At 70.9% G+C, this 17626-nt stretch carries 20 protein-coding genes; 5 read left to right on the top strand and 15 right to left on the bottom strand.

The genetic code is table 11. The annotated features are described in order from the left end of the window. The first annotated feature begins 5 nt into the window (after positions 1-5). Positions 6-437: an OB-fold domain-containing protein gene (locus FJ091_07055; protein ID MBM4383115.1), complete on the top strand. Its 432-nt coding sequence runs from the start codon at positions 6-8 to the stop codon at positions 435-437. Positions 438-538: 101 nt separating this feature from the next. On the opposite strand, the gene FJ091_07050 is transcribed toward FJ091_07055, so the two are convergent. From FJ091_07050 to FJ091_07015, 8 genes are all read right to left on the bottom strand, one after another. Beyond that, positions 539-1360, bottom strand: a complete 822-nt coding sequence (locus FJ091_07050; protein MBM4383114.1) for a transposase — start codon at positions 1358-1360, stop codon at positions 539-541. Positions 1361-1532: 172 nt separating this feature from the next. Beyond that, a complete protein-coding gene (locus FJ091_07045) occupies positions 1533-1937 on the bottom strand; it encodes a YeeE/YedE family protein (GenBank protein MBM4383113.1) in 405 nt (134 codons plus the stop codon). After that, complete coding sequence (locus tag FJ091_07040; protein ID MBM4383112.1) at positions 1937-2371, bottom strand: YeeE/YedE family protein; 435 nt, start codon at positions 2369-2371, stop codon at positions 1937-1939. Before FJ091_07040 ends, FJ091_07045 begins: the two co-directional genes overlap by 1 nt. Further along, positions 2371-3267, bottom strand: a complete 897-nt coding sequence (locus FJ091_07035; protein ID MBM4383111.1) for a sulfite exporter TauE/SafE family protein — start codon at positions 3265-3267, stop codon at positions 2371-2373. The genes FJ091_07040 and FJ091_07035 overlap by 1 nt, the downstream gene beginning before the upstream one ends. Position 3268: 1 nt before the next feature. Beyond that, positions 3269-3829, bottom strand: a complete 561-nt coding sequence (locus FJ091_07030; protein MBM4383110.1) for a rhodanese-like domain-containing protein — start codon at positions 3827-3829, stop codon at positions 3269-3271. Between the two features lie 8 nt (positions 3830-3837). Beyond that, positions 3838-4287, bottom strand: a complete 450-nt coding sequence (locus FJ091_07025) for a PaaI family thioesterase (GenBank protein MBM4383109.1) — start codon at positions 4285-4287, stop codon at positions 3838-3840. Then, on the bottom strand, positions 4287-4970 hold the full coding sequence (locus FJ091_07020; GenBank protein MBM4383108.1) for a hypothetical protein: 684 nt from the start codon (positions 4968-4970) through the stop codon (positions 4287-4289). Before FJ091_07020 ends, FJ091_07025 begins: the two co-directional genes overlap by 1 nt. Continuing rightward, on the bottom strand, positions 4967-5920 hold the full coding sequence (locus tag FJ091_07015) for a DUF455 family protein (GenBank protein ID MBM4383107.1): 954 nt from the start codon (positions 5918-5920) through the stop codon (positions 4967-4969). The genes FJ091_07020 and FJ091_07015 overlap by 4 nt, the downstream gene beginning before the upstream one ends. Positions 5921-6028: 108 nt before the next feature. On the opposite strand from FJ091_07015, the gene FJ091_07010 reads away from it, so the two are divergent. The 3 genes from FJ091_07010 to FJ091_07000 are packed head-to-tail and all read left to right on the top strand — an operon-like array spanning position 6029 to position 9738. Continuing rightward, positions 6029-7849, top strand: a complete 1821-nt coding sequence (locus tag FJ091_07010; protein ID MBM4383106.1) for a DUF3604 domain-containing protein — start codon at positions 6029-6031, stop codon at positions 7847-7849. 6 nt (positions 7850-7855) lie between these two features. Next, on the top strand, positions 7856-9019 hold the full coding sequence (locus FJ091_07005; protein ID MBM4383105.1) for an aromatic ring-hydroxylating dioxygenase subunit alpha: 1164 nt from the start codon (positions 7856-7858) through the stop codon (positions 9017-9019). Further along, positions 9016-9738 carry a carboxymuconolactone decarboxylase family protein gene (locus FJ091_07000; GenBank protein ID MBM4383104.1) on the top strand — a complete coding sequence of 241 codons (723 nt, stop codon included), beginning with the start codon at positions 9016-9018 and terminating at the stop codon, positions 9736-9738. The genes FJ091_07005 and FJ091_07000 overlap by 4 nt, the downstream gene beginning before the upstream one ends. Here FJ091_07000 and FJ091_06995 read toward each other — a convergent pair. Genes FJ091_06995 through FJ091_06965 form a run of 7 tightly spaced genes read right to left on the bottom strand, consistent with a single transcriptional unit; the run spans position 9735 to position 16449 of the window. Continuing rightward, positions 9735-10952, bottom strand: a complete 1218-nt coding sequence (locus FJ091_06995; GenBank protein ID MBM4383103.1) for an MFS transporter — start codon at positions 10950-10952, stop codon at positions 9735-9737. The two genes, FJ091_07000 and FJ091_06995, sit on opposite strands and share 4 nt — an antisense overlap. A 3-nt stretch (positions 10953-10955) precedes the next feature. Beyond that, positions 10956-11570: a glutathione S-transferase family protein gene (locus FJ091_06990; GenBank protein MBM4383102.1), complete on the bottom strand. Its 615-nt coding sequence runs from the start codon at positions 11568-11570 to the stop codon at positions 10956-10958. A gap of 41 nt (positions 11571-11611) precedes the next feature. Continuing rightward, positions 11612-12112: a GFA family protein gene (locus FJ091_06985; protein MBM4383101.1), complete on the bottom strand. Its 501-nt coding sequence runs from the start codon at positions 12110-12112 to the stop codon at positions 11612-11614. Between the two features lie 15 nt (positions 12113-12127). Continuing rightward, positions 12128-13273: an amidohydrolase gene (locus tag FJ091_06980; GenBank protein MBM4383100.1), complete on the bottom strand. Its 1146-nt coding sequence runs from the start codon at positions 13271-13273 to the stop codon at positions 12128-12130. A gap of 28 nt (positions 13274-13301) precedes the next feature. Then, positions 13302-14549: a CoA transferase gene (locus tag FJ091_06975; GenBank protein MBM4383099.1), complete on the bottom strand. Its 1248-nt coding sequence runs from the start codon at positions 14547-14549 to the stop codon at positions 13302-13304. Continuing rightward, a complete protein-coding gene (locus tag FJ091_06970) occupies positions 14546-15772 on the bottom strand; it encodes a CoA transferase (protein MBM4383098.1) in 1227 nt (408 codons plus the stop codon). Before FJ091_06970 ends, FJ091_06975 begins: the two co-directional genes overlap by 4 nt. A 35-nt stretch (positions 15773-15807) precedes the next feature. Next, positions 15808-16449: a CPBP family intramembrane metalloprotease gene (locus FJ091_06965; GenBank protein MBM4383097.1), complete on the bottom strand. Its 642-nt coding sequence runs from the start codon at positions 16447-16449 to the stop codon at positions 15808-15810. A 303-nt stretch (positions 16450-16752) separates the two neighbouring features. Here FJ091_06965 and FJ091_06960 point away from each other — a divergent pair, with 303 nt between their 5' ends. Continuing rightward, the gene (locus FJ091_06960) at positions 16753-17610 is read left to right on the top strand and encodes an MOSC domain-containing protein (protein ID MBM4383096.1); all 858 of its coding nucleotides are present in this window, start codon (positions 16753-16755) and stop codon (positions 17608-17610) included. Positions 17611-17626 lie beyond the last annotated feature (16 nt).

Genomic DNA, 17626 nt, shown 5'->3' with positions numbered 1-17626 from the left:
GCGCGATGGCCCGCTACCTCGGCGAGAGCTGGATGCTGCCCGGCACCGACGCGCTCACGAAGCGCTTCTTCACGGCCGGCGCGCTCGTGTTCCAGCAGTGCGCGAAGTGCGCGCACGTGCAGCACCCGCCCACCGACGTGTGCGGCGCGTGCCAGTCGTTCGAGTTCACGGAGCGCGCGAGCGCCGGCCGCGGCCGCATCGAGAGCCTCACCGTCGCGCACTACGCGGTGCACCCCGCGCTGCACGACCGCGTCCCCTACGTGGTCGTGCTCGTCTCGGTCGACGACGTGCCCGGCGTGCGCGTGGTCGGCAACGTCGTGAACCGCGCGCCCGACGAAGTGGCCGTGGGTCAGCGCGTGCGCGTGTGCTTCGAGGAAGCGAAGGACCCGGAGAGCGGCGAGGTGCTGAGGATTCCGCAGTGGGAGGTGGTGGCGTAAGGCGCGGGACGTGCAACGGGGACGTACGTGCATCGCGCTTGCACACGTTGAGTTGCACGTACGTCCCCGTTGCACGCCTACGTACGTCGCCGTTGCACGCCTCACCGGGAGGCTGCGCGCCGAACCGACCACTCGGATGAACCGAGTTCTTGGGCGATCTCGCATGCGCTGAAACCTGCCCTCGTTGCGCGTTGCGCGATCTCCCGCCGCGCTGCGCGCGCTTCGACGCGCATCGACCGGCCGCGCACTTCGCGCGCTTCGAGGTTCGCTCGCGCGCACACTTCCGCCGCGATCGCCGCGAACTGCGCCGCGCGCTCGGGGCTCAGCGACGGATGCTTCGCGTCGTGCCGATTCTCCGGCGCCCAGGTCACGCCCTGGACGACGCGCCGGCGCAGCTCCCGGCGGGCACTGGGCACCGTGTCGCCGAACAGTGACAGCGTCGCTCCGACCGCGACGCCGTGATCCGCCGCATCCTCGCCCATCAACGCCGGATAGCTGGACCACACGTACTGCCGCAGCCCTGGCTCGTCCCTCACCACGCCGGCTTCGAGTGGGTTTCTCGCGCCGTACACGACCACGGTCGCGAGCTCGTCGTCGCCGTTCAGGGCGCGCGAGCCGTAGCGGTTCTGGAAGACGTGCCCGTCGCGCTCGTGCCGCTTGTTGAATTCGAGCGCGTAGCCGGTGAGCAGGCGGTGCATGAAGCGCCACATCGCGATCGGGCCGGTTTGCAGCGCGACGTGATAGTGGTTCGACATCAGCACGATGCCGAAGGCGCGCATGCGCTGCTCGACGAGGAGGCGCCTGAAGCGCCTCATGAAGCTGGCGCGATCGGTGTCGTCGATGAAGACGACCATGCGACCTGCGCCGCGCTGCCAGACATGGTGCGCGACGCCCTCGGCGTCGACGCGAGGTCCGCGGGGCATTGGTTCTTTCCGCGGGACCGCGGAGTGAGCGAGTAACGTATCGCGCTCGCGCGATTCTGGGAGGCCGCGACCCAGCGCGCGCGCTTCTGTGCACGTACGTCCCAGGTGCGCGTCTTGGTGCACGTACGTCCCAAGTGCGCGCTTCGGTGCACGTACGTCCCAGGTGCGCGGCCTACACCCGGCGCGCCGCGAGCATCCCCACCGCCATCGCCGCCACGAAGCCCAGCACGTGCACGTCGCCGCGTGCGAGGCTCGCCAGCGCGGGGCCGGGGCAGAGGCCGACGAGCGCCCAGCCGAGGCCGAACAGCGCAGCGCCGCCTAACAAGCGCGCGTCGAGGTCGCTGCGGGTGGGCAGCGCGAAGGCGTCGGCGTAGAGCGGCTTCGCGCGGCGGCGTGTCACCGCGTAGGCGGCGGCGTTCACGGCGAGCGCGCCGCCCATGACGAGCGCGAGGGTCGGGTCCCACGCACCGGCGAGGTCGAGGAACGAGAGCACCTTCGCGGGGTTGGTCATGCCCGCGAGGGCGAGGCCGGCGCCGAACACGAGACCGCTCGCGAGTGCGGCGAGGATCTGCGCCATCACGCGGCTCCGAGCACGTGGCGCAGCACGAAGGTCGCGGCGATCGCGCTCGCCATGAACGTCGCGGTCGCGGCGACGCTGCGCTTCGAGCCGCGCGCGATGCCGCACACGCCGTGGCCGCTCGTGCAGCCGTTGCCGAGCGCGGTGCCGAAGCCGACGAGCAGGCCGCCCGCGATCAACGTGGGCCAGCTCGCCGTGATCGCGAAACCGTGCACGTCGCTCGTGGCGCGCACGACGAGCGCTGCGCCGAGCGGGAGCCCGACGAGGAACGCGAGACGCCACGCGAAGTCGCCGCGCGTGGGCACGAGCGCGCGAGACAGGATGCCGCTGATGCCCGCCACCTTGCCGTCCGTCCATAACAACAGCGCAGAAGCGAGGCCGATCAGCGCGCCGCCGAGCAAGCCTTCGAGCGGAGTGAACGGCGTCGCTTCCATCAGATCCCAGCTCCATCTTCGTAGTCCGGCTCGCCGTGGCGCCCGCCGAGGCTGCGCGAGGCGCGGCCTGCGGCGATGCCGCCAGCGAGCATGATCACCGCGAACACGAGCTGCGGTCCGGTGCGCGGCAGCGCGGCGAGCGCGTCGCTCAGCCACACGTTCACTTCGCGCACGAGGATCAGCCCCGCCATCGCGAGCACGAAGCCGGCGAAGGCGCGGCGCAACTGCGCCGGGTTGATGCGCTTGGCGGCGGCGGAGCCTGCGAAGGAGCCGGCGATCGCCGCGACCGAAACGAACGCGACGAGCTGCCAAGGCACGCTGACGTGGCTCGCGTAGCCCGCGAAGCCCGCGATGCAGTTCATCACGATGATCGCGAGCGAGGTACCGACGGCGCGCTGCATCGGGAGACCGGCCCAGAGCGCGAGCGCAGGCACGATCAGGAAGCCGCCGCCGGCGCCGATCAGGCCGGTGAACGCGCCCACCGCGAGGCCCTGCAGCACGAGCCGCCGCGGCGAGCGCGTGACGGCGTTCTCGGGCGGCGCGCGCCGGCCGCGCCACATCGCGATGGCGGTGATGCCCATCATCACCGCGAACATCAACAACAACAGCGAACCGTCGAAGAGCTGCGAGACGCGGCCGCCGGCGTACGCACCCGTCATGCCCGCGGCGCCGAACAACGCCGCGGTGCGCGCGTCGACGTTGCCGGCGCGCCAGTGCTGCGCGGCGGCCGATGCGCTCGCCGCGCCCACCACGAGCAGCGACGACGCGATCGCGATCTTCGCGTCGAGCGCGAACACGTACGCCATCAGCGGCACGGTGAGGATCGAGCCGCCGCCGCCGAAGAAACCGAGCGAGACGCCGATCAGGATGCTCAGCGCGTAGCCGAGCGCCGCCACGCTAGAGCTGCGCGAGCGCCGCGCGGAACGCGGCGAGCGACAGGTCCGTGTCGGGCGGCGCGCCGGCAGCGCGCGCCTTCTGCTCGATCCAGTCGAGCACGCGCGCGGACTCGGCCTTCGTCCGCCCTTCGCCGGTGCTGCCGATCTCCGCCGTGAGGCTCGCGCGCACGGCGTCGGCCTTCTGCGCACTCACCTGCGCGAGCCACGCGATCGCGTTGTCGAGCAGCGCGGCGGCGTGCGCGTAGCGCGGCTTCTCGATCGCGAGGCCGGCGCGGTTCCACGCGATCATGCCGCCGGTGAGGTTCGTCGCGGGGCCGTAGCCGAGCCCTTCGAGCTGCTCGCACGCCCGCGCCGAACGCGCGCCGGAGCGGCACACCAGTAACAACTGCTTGCCCTTCGGAAGCTCGCGCGCGCGCAGCTCGAGCTCGGGCAGCGGGATCAGCACGGAGCCGGGCACGTGCCCGAGGGGCCCCGCGTACTCGTGAGCGCCGCGCACGTCCACGGCGAGGAACTCGCCGAGCCGCTGCTCGGCCTCGGCGGGACCGATTTCTTTCACCGGCATGATCCCTCCTACGCCGCCGGCCGCGGGTCGCGAATCAGCACCGTGCCCTGCGCGATCGCCGCGAGCCGGCCCTCGTTCTCGACGCGGATCTGCACGACCGCCGTCGCCTTCGTGAGCGACAGGATCTCCGCCGTCGCCGCCACCACGCCAGTTGTTACGGGCGCGAGCAGGTTCAGCTTGAACTCGGTGGTCGCCGCCCACTGGCCGCGCTTCATGTGCGGGTAACACACGCAGCCGAGCACGTGGTCGCACAGCGCCGAGATCACGCCGCCGTGCATGTTCTTGAACGGCGTCAGCAGCTCCGGCCGCACGTCGAGCTCCGCGCGCAGCACGCCGGGCGTGAACGAGGTGAAGCGCGCGCCGAGAAACGCGGGGAGCCCCGTCTGCTTTTCGTTCGCGGCGAGGAAGCCGGCCGCGACTTTCTGGTCGAACACTTCCGCGGCGCGCGGATCGGGCATCAGTTCGCCCTGCCCGTCTCGTCCGCCAGCGTCCCCGTCACGCCGCCGCACGCTTCGAGCTGCGCGCGCAGCGCGGCGACGCGGCGGCGGCGGCGTTCGCGCTTGCCGTCCGTGTCGCACAGGCGCTCCAGCACCTCGTCGGCCCAGGCGATGTGCTTGCGCGTCTTGCGCACCGCGTCCTCCAACAACTCGATCGTGGGCGCGTCGCTGATCTGATCCGTCTCGCGCATCGTGCGCTCGTAGACCGCGATCAGGTGCGGCTTCAGCACGTCGAACACGCCGGCGAGCTTCTCGATCGTCAGATCCGGCGTCTCGGGCTCGGCGAGCGCCTGGATGAACTTCGCGAAGCCGTCGTTCGCGGACTCGCTCGCTTCGGCAGCTTTGCGTCCGCAGCGCAGCTCGGGGAGGCGCTTGCCGAGCGCGTCGGCGGTCACGGCGCAATCCCAGGTGATCTTGCCGAGGCCCGTCTTCACCGGAACTTCGGGGATCGTCGCGATCCAGCCGCCGAGGAGCATCATCGTCCACTCTTCGGCGTAGCGGAAGTTGCGCACGCGCCGCGCGGTGGCTTCGACATCGTAGCGGCCCGAGAGCTCGCGCAGATCGGCGGGCACTTCGAACGCGCCGTAGGGCGCGAAGGTCGTGCGCTCGTTCGGGCCGAAGCCCGGGTACATGCGCTCGCTCACGACTGCGCTCCCGCGGCAGCCTTCTTCGCGTGGTGGCGCTCGCGCAGGATGCGCGCGGCCTCGCGCATCGTCTCGCGCGACGGGCCCTCACCGCACAGCTCGACGAGCTCGTTCAGCTCTTCCTCGGTGAAGCCCGCCTCGCGCCGATCCTCGAACGCGATGCGAATCGCGGCGTCGCTCCGCGCGCTGCGCGCACCGCCGAAGTTGAACTGCTTGTCGACCTGCTTGCGGAACTCGTTCGCGCGCTTCAATCGCTCGGGGTCGTTCTTGCAGAACTCGCGCACCCAATCGCTGCCGAAGCGCACGTGCGTGAGCTCGTCGGCGAGCACGTAGTCGACCGCCTGCTTCATCTTCTCGTCGCCGACTTCGTCCGCGTACTTGATGAGATCGCGGAACACGTCGCACGCGAGGCCTTCGAGGCCGCGGTTCACGCCCGCGACGCGCAGCGCCGGGTCGTCGGAGCACGCGCACTCGAACAGGAACGTGCTCTCCGGGAACATCCCCGGCTTCCCGCCCACGTGCTCGAGCAGCTTCTCGTAGATCTGCACGTGGCGCGCTTCGTCCCAGCACTGGCGCGCCATGTTCATCTTGAACTCCCACGGCGCGTCGGGGAAGTCCCAGAGCGAGCGGCCCGCGCCTTCGAGCGCCTGCAGCTCGCCCACGTAGATGCCGTGCATGCGCAGCTTCATGCGCGTCGGCGTCGCCGGATCGCCGGGACGGATCGCCTGCGTGTTGGTGAGGAGACCGAAGCCAGGGCCGTAGGCGTCGTAGAGCGGCTCGGCTGCGGTGCCGCGCGTCGATTGCTCGATCATCGGCGCGAACTTCTCGAAGACCTCGACGACCGCATTCACGTCGTCGGGCAGCTGCGCGATCAGCGTCGAGAGCGCCGTGGTCTGGCGCGTGAACCGGCTGTCGCGGGCGAGCTCTTCGTGCTGGATGAAGCGCTTCATGCGGGCCTCCGGAGCGGGTGTCGCAGCATAAGTCGCGCCACGCGGGCTCGCGACGGGGTTGCGCGCCACTGGCCCGCTGCGGTCCACTCGCGAGGACTCGGAGCCCGGATGCGCCACCTCGCCGCTTCCCTCGCACTCGCCCTAACAGCTGCCGCACCGACTCTCGCGCAAGAGACGCAGCTGCTCTGGGGCGACACGCACGTGCACAGCGCGTTTTCGGTGGACGCGTACACCGTGGGCAACCGCAGCGCGACGCCCGACGACGCGTACCGCTTCGCGAAGGGCCTGCCGATGGTGCACCCCTACCACCGCGCGCGCATTCAGCTCGAGCGTCCCCTCGACTTCCTCGTCGTCTCCGACCACGCCGAGCTGCTCGGCACGCTCTATCGCCTCAGCGCGGGCGATCCGCTGATCGCCGAGAGCGCGTCGGGCAAGGAAATCCTCGCGACGCTCCGCACGGGCGCGAATCTGTTTCAGAACCCCGTTGGCCAAGCGTTCCTCGCGGCGCTCAGTGGGAACGCGGCGCCACCGGCCGACCTCTCGACGCCCGAGTACCGGCGCTCGATCTGGCAGGAGACGACCGACATCACCGAGCGCCACAACCAGCCAGGCAAGTTCACCGCGTTCGTCGGCTGGGAGTGGACCTCGATGCCGGGCGGCAACAACCTGCACCGCATCGTGATGTCGACCGCGAGCGCCGCGCAGGCGCAGCAGTTCCAGCCCTTCAGCACGATCGACAGCAACAAGCCCGAGGAGCTGTGGAGCTGGCTCGATGCGACTTCGAAGCGCGTCGGCGCGGACTTCCTCTCGATCCCGCACAACTCGAACGTCTCGGACGGCCTCATGTTCGACGAAGTCGACAGCGAGGGGCGACCCCTAACAGCTGACTATGCGCGCACGCGCATGCGCTGGGAGCCGATCGTCGAGGCGACGCAGATCAAGGGCGACAGCGAGGCGCGCCGCGAGCTCTCGCCGACCGACGAGCTCGCGAGCTTCGAGGTGTTCGACTACCTGCTGAAGTCGGGCGCCGACGGCACGTTGATGGCGGCGCCGCCGCCGAAGCCGGGCTCCTACGTGCGCACCGCGCTGATGCGCGGGCTCGAAGTGGCGCAGCGCGCGGGCGTGAACCCGTATCAGTTTGGCGTGATCGGCTCGACCGACTCGCACACCGGCGCGTCCACGCCCGACGAAGACAACTTCGGCGGCAAGATGGCGTACGACTCGACGCCGGAGCATCGCTTCACGCAAACGCTGCTGCCGAACGTGCGCATGAGCGCGTCGGGGCTCGCGGCGGTGTGGGCCACCGAGAACACGCGCGACGCGATCTTTTCCGCGCTGCGCCGCAAGGAGGTGTACGCGACGAGCGGGCCGCGCATCGCGGTGCGCTTCTTCGGCGGCTTCGCGTTCCGCGCGGCGGATGCGCGCGCGAAGGACATCGCGCGCGTCGGCTACGTGAAGGGCGTGCCGATGGGCGGCGACCTGACGAGCGCGCCGAAGGGGCGCGCGCCGAGCTTCCTGGTGCACGCCGCGAAGGATCCGCTCGGCGGCAACCTCGACCGCGCGCAGATCGTGAAGGGCTGGCTCGACGCGGACGGGAAGGCGCGCGAGCGCGTGTTCGACGTCGCGTGGTCGGGCGACCGCGAGCCCGGCGCCGACGGGAAGCTGCCGCCCGTGGGAAACACGGTGGACGTCGCGACGGGGAGGTACGCGAACACGATCGGGGCAGCGCAGCTCGCCGCGGTCTGGACAGACGCCGAGTTCGATCCCGCGCAGCGCGCGTTCTACTACGTGCGCGTGCTGCAGATCCCGACGCCGCGCCACACGCTCTACGACTCGCTTGCACTGAAGAAAGAACACCCCGCGAGCCCACCTTCCGTGATCCAGGATCGCGCCTACACGAGCGCGATCTGGTACACGCCGGCGCAGTAACAACTCGTGGACGCGCGCGAACGCCTGCTTCCCCTTGCGCGCCGCGCGCTCGCGCACCTCGAGGCGGACACGACCGACCTCGCCCCCGCGACGATGCGGATGCCCGCGAGCGCCTACACCGACCGTGCGCGCTACGAGCGCGAGCTCGCGCGCGTGTGGCGGCGCGTGCCGCTCGCGCTCGCGCTGAGCGGCGAGCTCGCGGGCGCCGGCGCCTACAAGGCGCTGCGCGTCGCGGGCGTGCCGGTGCTGCTGACACGCGCGGAAGACGGCGCCGTGCGCGCATTCGTGAACGCGTGCCGGCATCGCGGCGCGCCGCTGCGCGAAGGCTGTGGGCGCGCCGCAAAGCACGCCTGCCCGTATCACGCCTGGGCCTACGACGCGCGCGGCACCCTCGTCGCGATGTACGGCGAGCACACCTTCGGCGCCTCGGATCGCAGCGCGCTGTCCCTGACAGCTCTGCCGTGCGCGGAGCGCGCGGGCCTCGTGTGGGTCGCTCTCACGCCTGGCGGCGCGTTCGACGTCGACGCGTGGCTCGGCTCGTTCGCCGCGCCGCTCGCGACGCTCGCGCTCGAGCGCTGGCACGTGTACTTGCAGCGCGAGATCGAAGGACCCGGCTGGAAGGTCGCGTGGGACGGCTACCTCGAGGGCTACCACCAGGGCACGCTGCATCCCCAGACGGTCGGCAAGAACACGCTCTCGAACTTGATGGTCACCGACACGTTCGGTCCGCATCAGCGCATCGTGTTCGGGCGCAAGAGCCTCGGTCAGCTGCGCGGCGTGCCCGAGCGCGAGTGGAACCCCGGCGAGCACATTCGCCTGATCCACTCCGCGTTCCCGAATCTCTCGATCAGCGGAATCCTCGGCGACCACGTGCTCGTGTCGCAGCTCTATCCCGCGAGCGAGCCGAATCGCAGCGTGACGGTGCAGACGATCCTCACCGAGCGCGCGCCCGAAACGCCGGAGCAGAAGCAAGCGGCCGAGGCGTTCGCGGCGCTCACGCTGCAAGCCGTGCGCGACGAGGACTACGCGATGGGCCTCGCGATCCAGCGCGGCGTCGACGGCGGCGCCGTGGACTCGTTCGTGTTCGGGCGCAACGAGCCCACGCTGCAGCACTACCACCGCTGGGTGGATAAGCTCAGCGAGGGCGACGTGTACGGAGAGAAGTGGTGAGCAGCAGGTTCGACGAGCTCGCATCGCCTGCGCTCAGAAGCGGCGAGATCGCGGCGGTCTCGGCGAAGTTCGCGGAGGGCTTCGCGCGCGTTCGCGACGTGACGGACCGCGACGGCGCGTGCCCGGCCTGGGCGAAGGCGCTGTACATTGCCGCAGCAGCCGCGGTGAAGAAGCAGCCCGAGGTGCTCGCGCGCGAGATCGCGCGCGCCAAGCAGCTCGGCCTCGCGCTGCGCGACGCCGAGGGCGCCGCGCTCGCCGTGATGATCTCGCGCGGTGAGAGCGCCTACGCGGCGTTCAGCGCCGCGGTCCGCGCTTGTTATGGCGCGGAGCCCCGCAGCGGCGCCCTCGAGCGGCCGGACTTCCCCGTCACGCGCGACTCCGCCCTCGCCTACTTCCAGGGCTACTTCGGCTTCGTGCCGAGCTACGTCACGCTGATGGCCGACGAGGCGCCGCGCGCGCTCGAGGGCTACGTGCTGATGCGCGAGTGGTCGCTCGCCGAGAACGTGCTCGCAGCCAAGCACGTCGAGCTGCTGCTCTGCTGCGTCAACGCGGCCGAGTTCTCCTCGCGCTTCGTGAACGTGCACGCGAACGGCGCGCGCCGCGCGGGCGCGAGCGAGGCCGAGATCGTCGAGGCCGTGCTGTGCGCGATCCCGATCGCGGGCGTCGCGTCGTGGCTGCCCGGCGCGGACGGGATTCTCGAGGGGCGCAAGCCGGCCTAATCGCTCGCAGACTCTTCGTAGCGCGGCGCGAACGCGAGCCAAGACGCGCCGAGCGCGAGCATCGCGGCGGCGACGAGCGCGATCGTCGCGCGAGGGCCGAGCACGCTTCCCAGTGCGCCGCCGAGCGCCGCGCCCGCGAGCGCCGCCCAGCCGCCGAAGAACGTGAAGGCGCCGTGCACGCGGCTCTGCACGTCCAGCGCAGCCGCTCGCTGGCGCGCGCTCAGCGCGTGGATCTCGAACACGGCGAGGCCCGCGTCGCCGAGTTGTTGGGCGAAGATGCACGCGGCGCCGATCCAGCTCGGCCCCGGCGCGAGCGCGAGCACCGCGGTCGCGAGCGCGCCGCCCGCGAGGCCGCAGCCCATCGTGCCGCGTGCGCCGAAGCGCGCGCCGAGCCACGCGGCCGCGAGGCTGCTCGCCAGCGCCGCGACCGAGCCGGCGGCGAAGAGCGTGCCGAGCGCGCCCGGCGAGAAGCCGAGCTGCTCGCGCACGAACAGGAAGTAGACGACCCCGAGCACCTCGCTCAGCAGCTCGACCGCCACGCTTACGAGCGCGAGCGCGCCGAGCCGCGCGTCGGCGCGAATCACGCGCAGCCCTCCGAGCGCGCGAGCGAGCCCGCGTTCGCGCGGCGGCTTCGCTTCGGCCTCGCGCTCGGGAATGCCCGCGAGCAGCGCGGCGGAGGCGAGATAGCTGACGGCGTCCACCACGAGCGCGAGCGGCGCGCTGAGCAGCTGCACGAGCCAGCCGCCGCCGCCGAACGCCAGCGCTTCCGCCGCGTTGCTCCCGGCCGCGATGCGCGCGTTCGCGGCGACGATCTGCTCGCGCGAGGCGAGCGCGGGCACGAACGAGGCGCGCGCGACGCCGAAGGCGTACGAGAGCGCGCCCGAGAGCGCCGCGAAGGCGAGCAGCGCCGGGATCGAGAGCGCGCCGAGCGCAGCCGCGAGCGGCACCGCGAGCAACAACATCGCGTGCGCGAGATCGGCGCCGATCATCACGCCGCGTTTCCGGCGCCGCTCGATCCACGCCGCGATCGCGATGCCGAACACGAGCCCGGGCACGAGGCGCGCGGCGCTGAGCGCCGACATGTCCCACGCGCTCGCGCCGAGCACATCGATCGCGACGAACGGCAGCGCGATGCGCGTCAGCATCGAGCCGAAGTTGGAGATCGTCGCCGCGGCGACGACGCGGGCGATCTCGCGCGGGCGCGCTTCGCTCACGCCTCAGACTTCGTTCCGCGCGAACGCGCGCGCCACAGGCGAGAGATCGCGCGCGCGATCCGCGATCGCGTTCAGCTTCGGCGCCTCGCTGCGCCACCACGCCGCGCCGGGACGCCAGAGGCGCAGCACCGGCAGGTAGAGATCGAGCGCGCTGAAGCGCTTGCCGAGGAACCACGGCGCGCTCGCGACCTCGCGCTCGAGGAAGCGCAGCAGCCGCTCGCGGTGCGCGTCGGTGCTCGCGCGCAGCCTGGACCCGGCCGCGTCGCCGACCCAGCGCGCGGGATCGTCGCCGTACGTGAACGTCGGGTAGAGCGCGGCCACGAAGAACGCGAGCCAGCGCAAGAACGCCGCGCGCTGCGGATCGCGCACCGGCGGAGCGAGCTTCGCGCGCGGCGCGCGCTCGGCGAGATGCAGCAGGATCGCGGCGCTCTCGGTCATCACGGCGCCGCTCGCGAGCACGAGCGTCGGCACTTGCCCTAATGGATTCAGCTTGGCGAGCCGCCGACTGCCGGGGCCGACGTCGTCCCACGCGATGTCCTCGATCTCGAGCGGAACGCGCGCGATCGCGTAGGCCGCTTCGATGATCAAGCCGCCCCCGCCATTCGCCGTGACGAGCAGGTCCCGCTTCGCGCCCTTGGCATCGCGCTTGCGACGCGCGCTCACGAAGCGCCGGCCTTCTGCGCGGCGATGCGCTCCCGCAGCGCGCGCCGCCGCGCGAGGCTCTCGGCGGGCCACGTCGCCTCGCTGTCGTAGTACTCGGGCACGGCGAGCGCGCCGGGCGGGAGCACGACCCACGGCTGTTTCGACGCGGTGAAGATGTGGATGTCGGGCGGCAGCGCGTCGGGAGCGTCGAGCGTGCCGACGCGAACGAACGCCACGGCGCGGCCCGCGCCGGCGTAATGACTCCAGAGCGCGAGGTGGCAGTTCGGGCAGCGCACGAACTCCTGGCCGAAGCCGCTGTCGGATGGCGTCATCACGTAGAGCGGCTGGCCCGCGCGCAGCTGCACGCGCTCCGTCTCGATCATCGCGTTGAGCGCGAACGCGGCGCCGCTCTCGCGCTGGCACCAGCGGCAGTGGCAGCAGTGCACGAACAGCGGCTTCGAGGTGAGCCGGTAGCGCACGTGCTTGCAGTCGCAGCCGCCTTCGAACGTGTCGCTCACGCTTCCCCTAACCCCTCACGGATTCGGGTCGACTCCGTACACGCGCGCGGCGTTGCCGTAGAAGATCTTGCGCTGGTCGGCTTCGCTCAGGCTGGCGACCGCCTCTTCGAGCTTCTTGCGCGGACCGGGGTAGAGACACGTCGGATGCGGGAAGTCCGTCTCGACCATCACGTTGTCGGTGCCGAGCCGCTTGGCGCAGGCCGCCAGATCGCGCTGCTCGAACCAGAACGAGGCGTAAATCTGCCGCCGGAAGTACTCGCTCGGGCGAAGTGCGAGGTCGACGCCGTTCTCGTCCACCTGATACTCGGCGGCCTCGATCGCGAATGGCAGCCAGCCCACACCGCTCTCGACGGAGACGAAGTTGAGCGAGGGGAAGCGATCGAGCAGTCCGCTGAAGATGAGGTTCACGATGCAGCGGGCGTTCGCGATGAACATGACCGTCGAGCCCGCGGCGAGCTGGCGCGGCATCTCGATGCCGGGCCAGACCGCCGTCGCGCTCACACCGCTCGAGCCGATGTGGAAGTTCACCGGGAGCCTGCGCTCCTGCGCGGTGGACCAGAGCGGATCCCACGCGCTGTCTGCGAGCGAAGGCATGCCCCAAGCTTCGGGCGCGTCCATCATCGTGAAGCCTGTTAGGCCGAGCTGCTCGTGGCAGCGCTCGAGCTCGCGCGCGGAGGCGCGCACGTCCCAGAACGGCAGCATCGCCTGCGGCAGAAGGCGCCCGCCGGACGCGCGCTGCACGTCGGCCACGCCGTCGTTGTAGGCGGTGATGCAGAAGTCTCGCAGCGCGGCGTCCTCGATGCGCATCAGCGCGGCGCCCGCGAAGCCGAGCACGTTCGGGTAGAGCACCTGCCGCGAGATGCCCAACTCCTGCATCACGCGCACGCGCGCAGCCGGGTCGCTCGCGGCCGCGATCATCTCGTCGAAGCGGTGTACCGAGAACGAGCCGATTGCCTTCGAGCCATCGGTGCGGATCACGCAGAAACCGGGCGGCGAGAGCGGCGTGTCGCGGCCCACGATCCACGTGTCGTTGCCTTCCGGCGTCTTCACCACGCGCGGCGCAACGTCGCGCAGCGCAGCCGGCGCACGCGACAGCCAAAGATCCGGCGGCTCCGTGTAGTGCGCGTCGACGTCGATCAGGGGGAAGTCGTGGATGCCCATACGTCTCTCCTCGCGCGCTTGCGCGCGGTCAGGGTTCTCCGATTTCTCTCAACACTTCGTCCGTGTGCTCTCCGAGCCGCGGCGCGCGGCGCGAGATGCGCCACTTGCCGCGCTGCATCGCGTACGGCGCGCCGGGGTAGCGGAAGCTCTTCCCCAGCTCGGGGTGATGCACCTCGACTTGGAAGCCGCGCGCCTTGAAGTGCGGGTCCTCGTAGGCCTCGTCGGGCGAGAAGATCGCGCCGACGGCTAATCCTGCGCGCTGTGCGCCGGTGAAGAACTCGTACGCGCTGACTCTCGAGGCGATGAAGTTCATCGCCTCGCGGCCCGCACCGAAGATCGCGGTGATCTCGGCGTCTTGGCCGATCTTGCTGAGATCGATCGAGTCGCGCTCCGCGCCCATCTTCAGGAACACCACCTCGGGCAGCTGCTCGTCGAACCCCAATGACTGGAGCCAGCGCACGAGGTTCGCGAACTCCGCGGGCTTCCTCGGTGGCATGCCGGTGTTCACGTAGCGGCCGTCGGCGCACTTCATCTGCGACGGCATCGTGATCGTCGGGCCCGCGTGGCGGCCGGTCTGCCGCTGCGCGGTTTGCTTCGCGACGAGCCAGCCGTAGGAGCCGACTTCCGTCGTCACGTTCGCCGCCGCGTGCAAGCTCACGTCGATGAACTGCCCCTCGCCCGAAACGGCGCGGTAGACGATCGCCGTGAGGATCGACAACACGCCGTAATGACAGCCCATCGCCCAGCCTTGGTTGCCGAGCCCGCGCACGGGCGGCAGCGAGTGGTCGTCGTAGCCGTTCATCCAGGCGGGGCCGCCCGCCGCGATCACGGTGAGATCCGTCGCGATCTCGTCCTTGCGCGGCCCGCTGCGGCCGAAGGGCGTGATCGCGCAGTGGATCAGGCGCGGATTCGCGGGCGCGAGGTCGGCGTAGTCGAGGCGCTGCGCCGCGAGCGCGCCTGGCGCTTCGGCTTCGAGCAGCACGTCGGCGCGCGCGACGAGCTCGCGCAGCGTGGCGCGGCCCGGCTCGGTTGTTAGGTCGAGCACGATGCCGCGCTTGCTCGTGTGGTGGTGCCACCAGTACAGGCTGCGGTCGTCGCCGGGCTCGTCCTCGTAGAACGGGCCGTAGCTGCGCGTGGCGTCTCCGCCCGGCGGCTCGACGAGGATCACGTCCGCGCCCATGTCCGCGAGCAGCTTGCCCGCCCAAGCGCACTTCTCGTTCGCGAGCTCGACGACGCGAACGCCGTGCAGAGCACCATGCTGTTCGGGGGCGCTCATACGACGCCCTCCGCGCGCAGCTTCGCCACGTCGTCCGCGCTCATGCCGAGCACGCGGTTCAGGACGAGCTCGGTGTGCTCGCCGAGGCACGGCGCGCCGTGCTCGATCTTCCAGTCGGTCTTCGAGAGGTGCACCGGCAGCCCGTCGACGCGCACGCGGCCCATCTTCGCATGCGTGCTCGTCGGCCAAAGGCCCCACGCGGCGGTGTTCGCGTCGTGGTCGATGCGCTCCTCGGGCTTCGCGACTGCAGCAGCAGCGATCCCCAATGCCTGAAGCTCGCGCGCGAGTGCGAACTTCGCGTGGGCGCGCGTCGCGGCGCCGACCGCGGCGTCGAGCGCGTCCTGTGCGGCGAGGCGAGCCGGCGCCGTTGCGAAGCGCGCGTCCGCGATGCCGAGCTTGGCGGCGAGCGCGCGCCACTCGGCGTCGCTGCGGCAAGCGATCGCGATCCACTCGTCCTCGCCCGCGGCGGGATAGATGCCGTGCGGAGCCCACGGCGCGTGCGCGCTGCGGTTCGCGTCCGGCCAGCCCTCGCGCCGGGAAGGGCGCCCGTTCACCGTCCAGTCGAGCACGGCGGTGCCTGTCAGGGAGAGGCCCGCGTCGGTGCACGACATGTCCACCCACTGCCCCTCGCCCGTGCGCTGCCGGTGCACGAGCGCGAGCAGGATCGCGAGGGCCATGTACATGCCGCCGGTGTGGTCCATGTAAGAGTAGCCCCAGCCGGCTGGCTCGCGGCCGGGCAAGCCTGATAAGTGCGTGAGGCCCGAGATCGCCTGCACGATCGGGCCCCACGTCTTCCAGTCCGAGTACGGGCCCACGTGCCCGAAGCCGCAGTTCGAGACGTAGATGATGTCGGGCTTCAGCTGCTTCAGGCGCTCGTAGCCGAAGCCCCAGCGCGCGAGCACGCCCTTCGCGAAGTTCTCGCTCACCACGTCCGAGCGCTTCACGATCTCGGCGAGGATCTCCCGCGCCTTCTCGGTGCGCAGGTTCAGCGTGATGCCGAGCTTCTCGACGTTGTGATTATTGAAGCCGCCGCCGAAGTCCGGCCCGCGTCGCTCGTCCACGAACGGCGGCATCGGCCGCAGGATGTCCCACAGCCCCATCGTGACGGGGTCTTCGATGCGGATCACCTCGGCGCCGAACGCCGCGAGCCATTTGGTCGCGCCGGCCCCGGCTAGTTGACCGGTGAAGTCACAGATCCGAAGGTGGGAGAGCGCTGCAGGCATGCGCCGAGGCTATCGCGCCGCTCGGCGCCCGCGCCTCACTCCACGCCGCCGAGCAGCGGCAGCACGACGTTCGGGATGAAGTCGATCGAGAAGTGCGCGGTCATGTTCGCCCACAGATTTCGCTTCCTCAGGAAGAACACGCTCATCACGAGGGCTGCCACGAACGCGATGAGGATTCCCGAGACGCCTTGCGGGTAGTGCAGCACGCCGAAGAGAACGGCGGGAAGGAGCCACCCCAGCGTCTTGCTGCGCGTGAGCAGCGATACGCGATCGATCGCCACCGCGCGGTACGTGAGCTCCTCGAGCGTGCCGGCGCGGAAGCACATCACCGCGAGCAGCCAGAGGGGGCGATCGTGGCTGTCGCCCTGAAGCGATGGAATGTCGAGGAGCGACAACACGAGGATCACCGCGGCGATCGAAGCGACTGCGGCGGCGATGATGCCGAGCGTCAGCAAGGGCGTGCCGCGCGGCGGCGGACCGAGGCCTAACGACTCCCAGCTCTTGCCTTCCTTCACGCGCACGATCCAGAGCATCAGCCCAGCGAGCGCGAACATCGCGAGCTCGGCGACGAGCGCGCCTTCGTTACCTCCCGGCCGGCCGAGCCAGCGGTTTCCGAGCGCGACGCCAGGCACGAGCACGAGCGCAAGAACGAGCGAGAGCCAGCTCCACGGAGTCATCGACCCATCTCCAATCGCGCGCGCCGCCGCCCCTACGGCCTCCGCCACGTCGGGTTCACATCCTTCTACACGGCGCAACAACGTCTCCGCTCATCGAACACCCAATCACGCGCCAGCGCACCGCCGGAACAACCTCGAAGTCGAACTCTCCGCCCAAGCACGTCGGCCGAGACCGCAAGCGAAGCGCGCAGCATCGGCGGAGTCCTCGACGCCGATGCGGAGTAAACGCGGAAAAAAGCGGCCGTCTCGATGCCCTGGACCTGTGCGATGGTCGCTCGCCTCAACCGCCCCAAGAGGTCCCACATGCCCGCCGGCCGCATCGCTGAGATCTGGCGTCACCCCGTGAAGTCGATGGAGGGCGAGCGCATCGAGCGCGCGCTGCTCGGGGAGAACGGGATTCCGGGAGATCGCGCGTGGGCCGTGCGCGACGAGGAGCGCGGCGGCATCCGCGGCGCGAAGAAGATCCCGCGCCTAATGACTTGCCGCGCACGCTACGCGAGCGAGCCGGCCGTTGGCGCGCCCGCGCCGGCGCCCGAGATCACGCTGCCCGGCGGCGCGGTCGTGCGCGCGAGCGACGCGAACGCCGCGGAGCGCATCAGCGCCGCGCTCGAGCAGCGCGTCACGCTGTGGCCGCTGCTGCCCGCGAGCGCGCTCGAGCACTACAAGCGCGGCGCGCCCGATTCGCCCGACGTGCTCACCGAGATGCGCGCAATCTTCGGCCGCAACGCCGACGAGCCGTTGCCGAACTTCGCGCAGTTCCCGCCCGAGCTGGTTCAGTACGAGTCGCCGCCCGGCACCTACTTCGACGCGTATCCGCTGCTGGTCGTTACGGAGGCGACACTTCGCAAGCTCCGCGCGATCGCACCCAGATCGGTGATCGACGTGCGGCGCTTCCGCCCGAACCTCGTGATCGCGACGGAAGACGAGGGCTTCGTCGAAGCCGCGTGGACGGGGAAGCAGCTGCGCATCGGCGGCGCGACGCTCGACGTGCTCGGTCCCTGCCCGCGCTGCGTGATGATCACCCACGGCTTCGGCGACGTGCCGCAGGACACGGGCCTGATGCGGACCGTGGTGAAGGAAGCGGACCAGAACGTCGGCGCGTACGCGAAGATCGCGAGCGCCGGCGAGGTGCGCGTCGGCGACGCCGTCACGCTGGTTTGAGCCTGCGCTGCGCGTA

This window comes from Deltaproteobacteria bacterium (assembly GCA_016875395.1).
In the GTDB taxonomy this organism is placed as follows: domain Bacteria; phylum Myxococcota_A; class UBA9160; order UBA9160; family UBA6930; genus VGRF01.
This window is presented reverse-complemented; position numbering and strand designations above follow the sequence as displayed.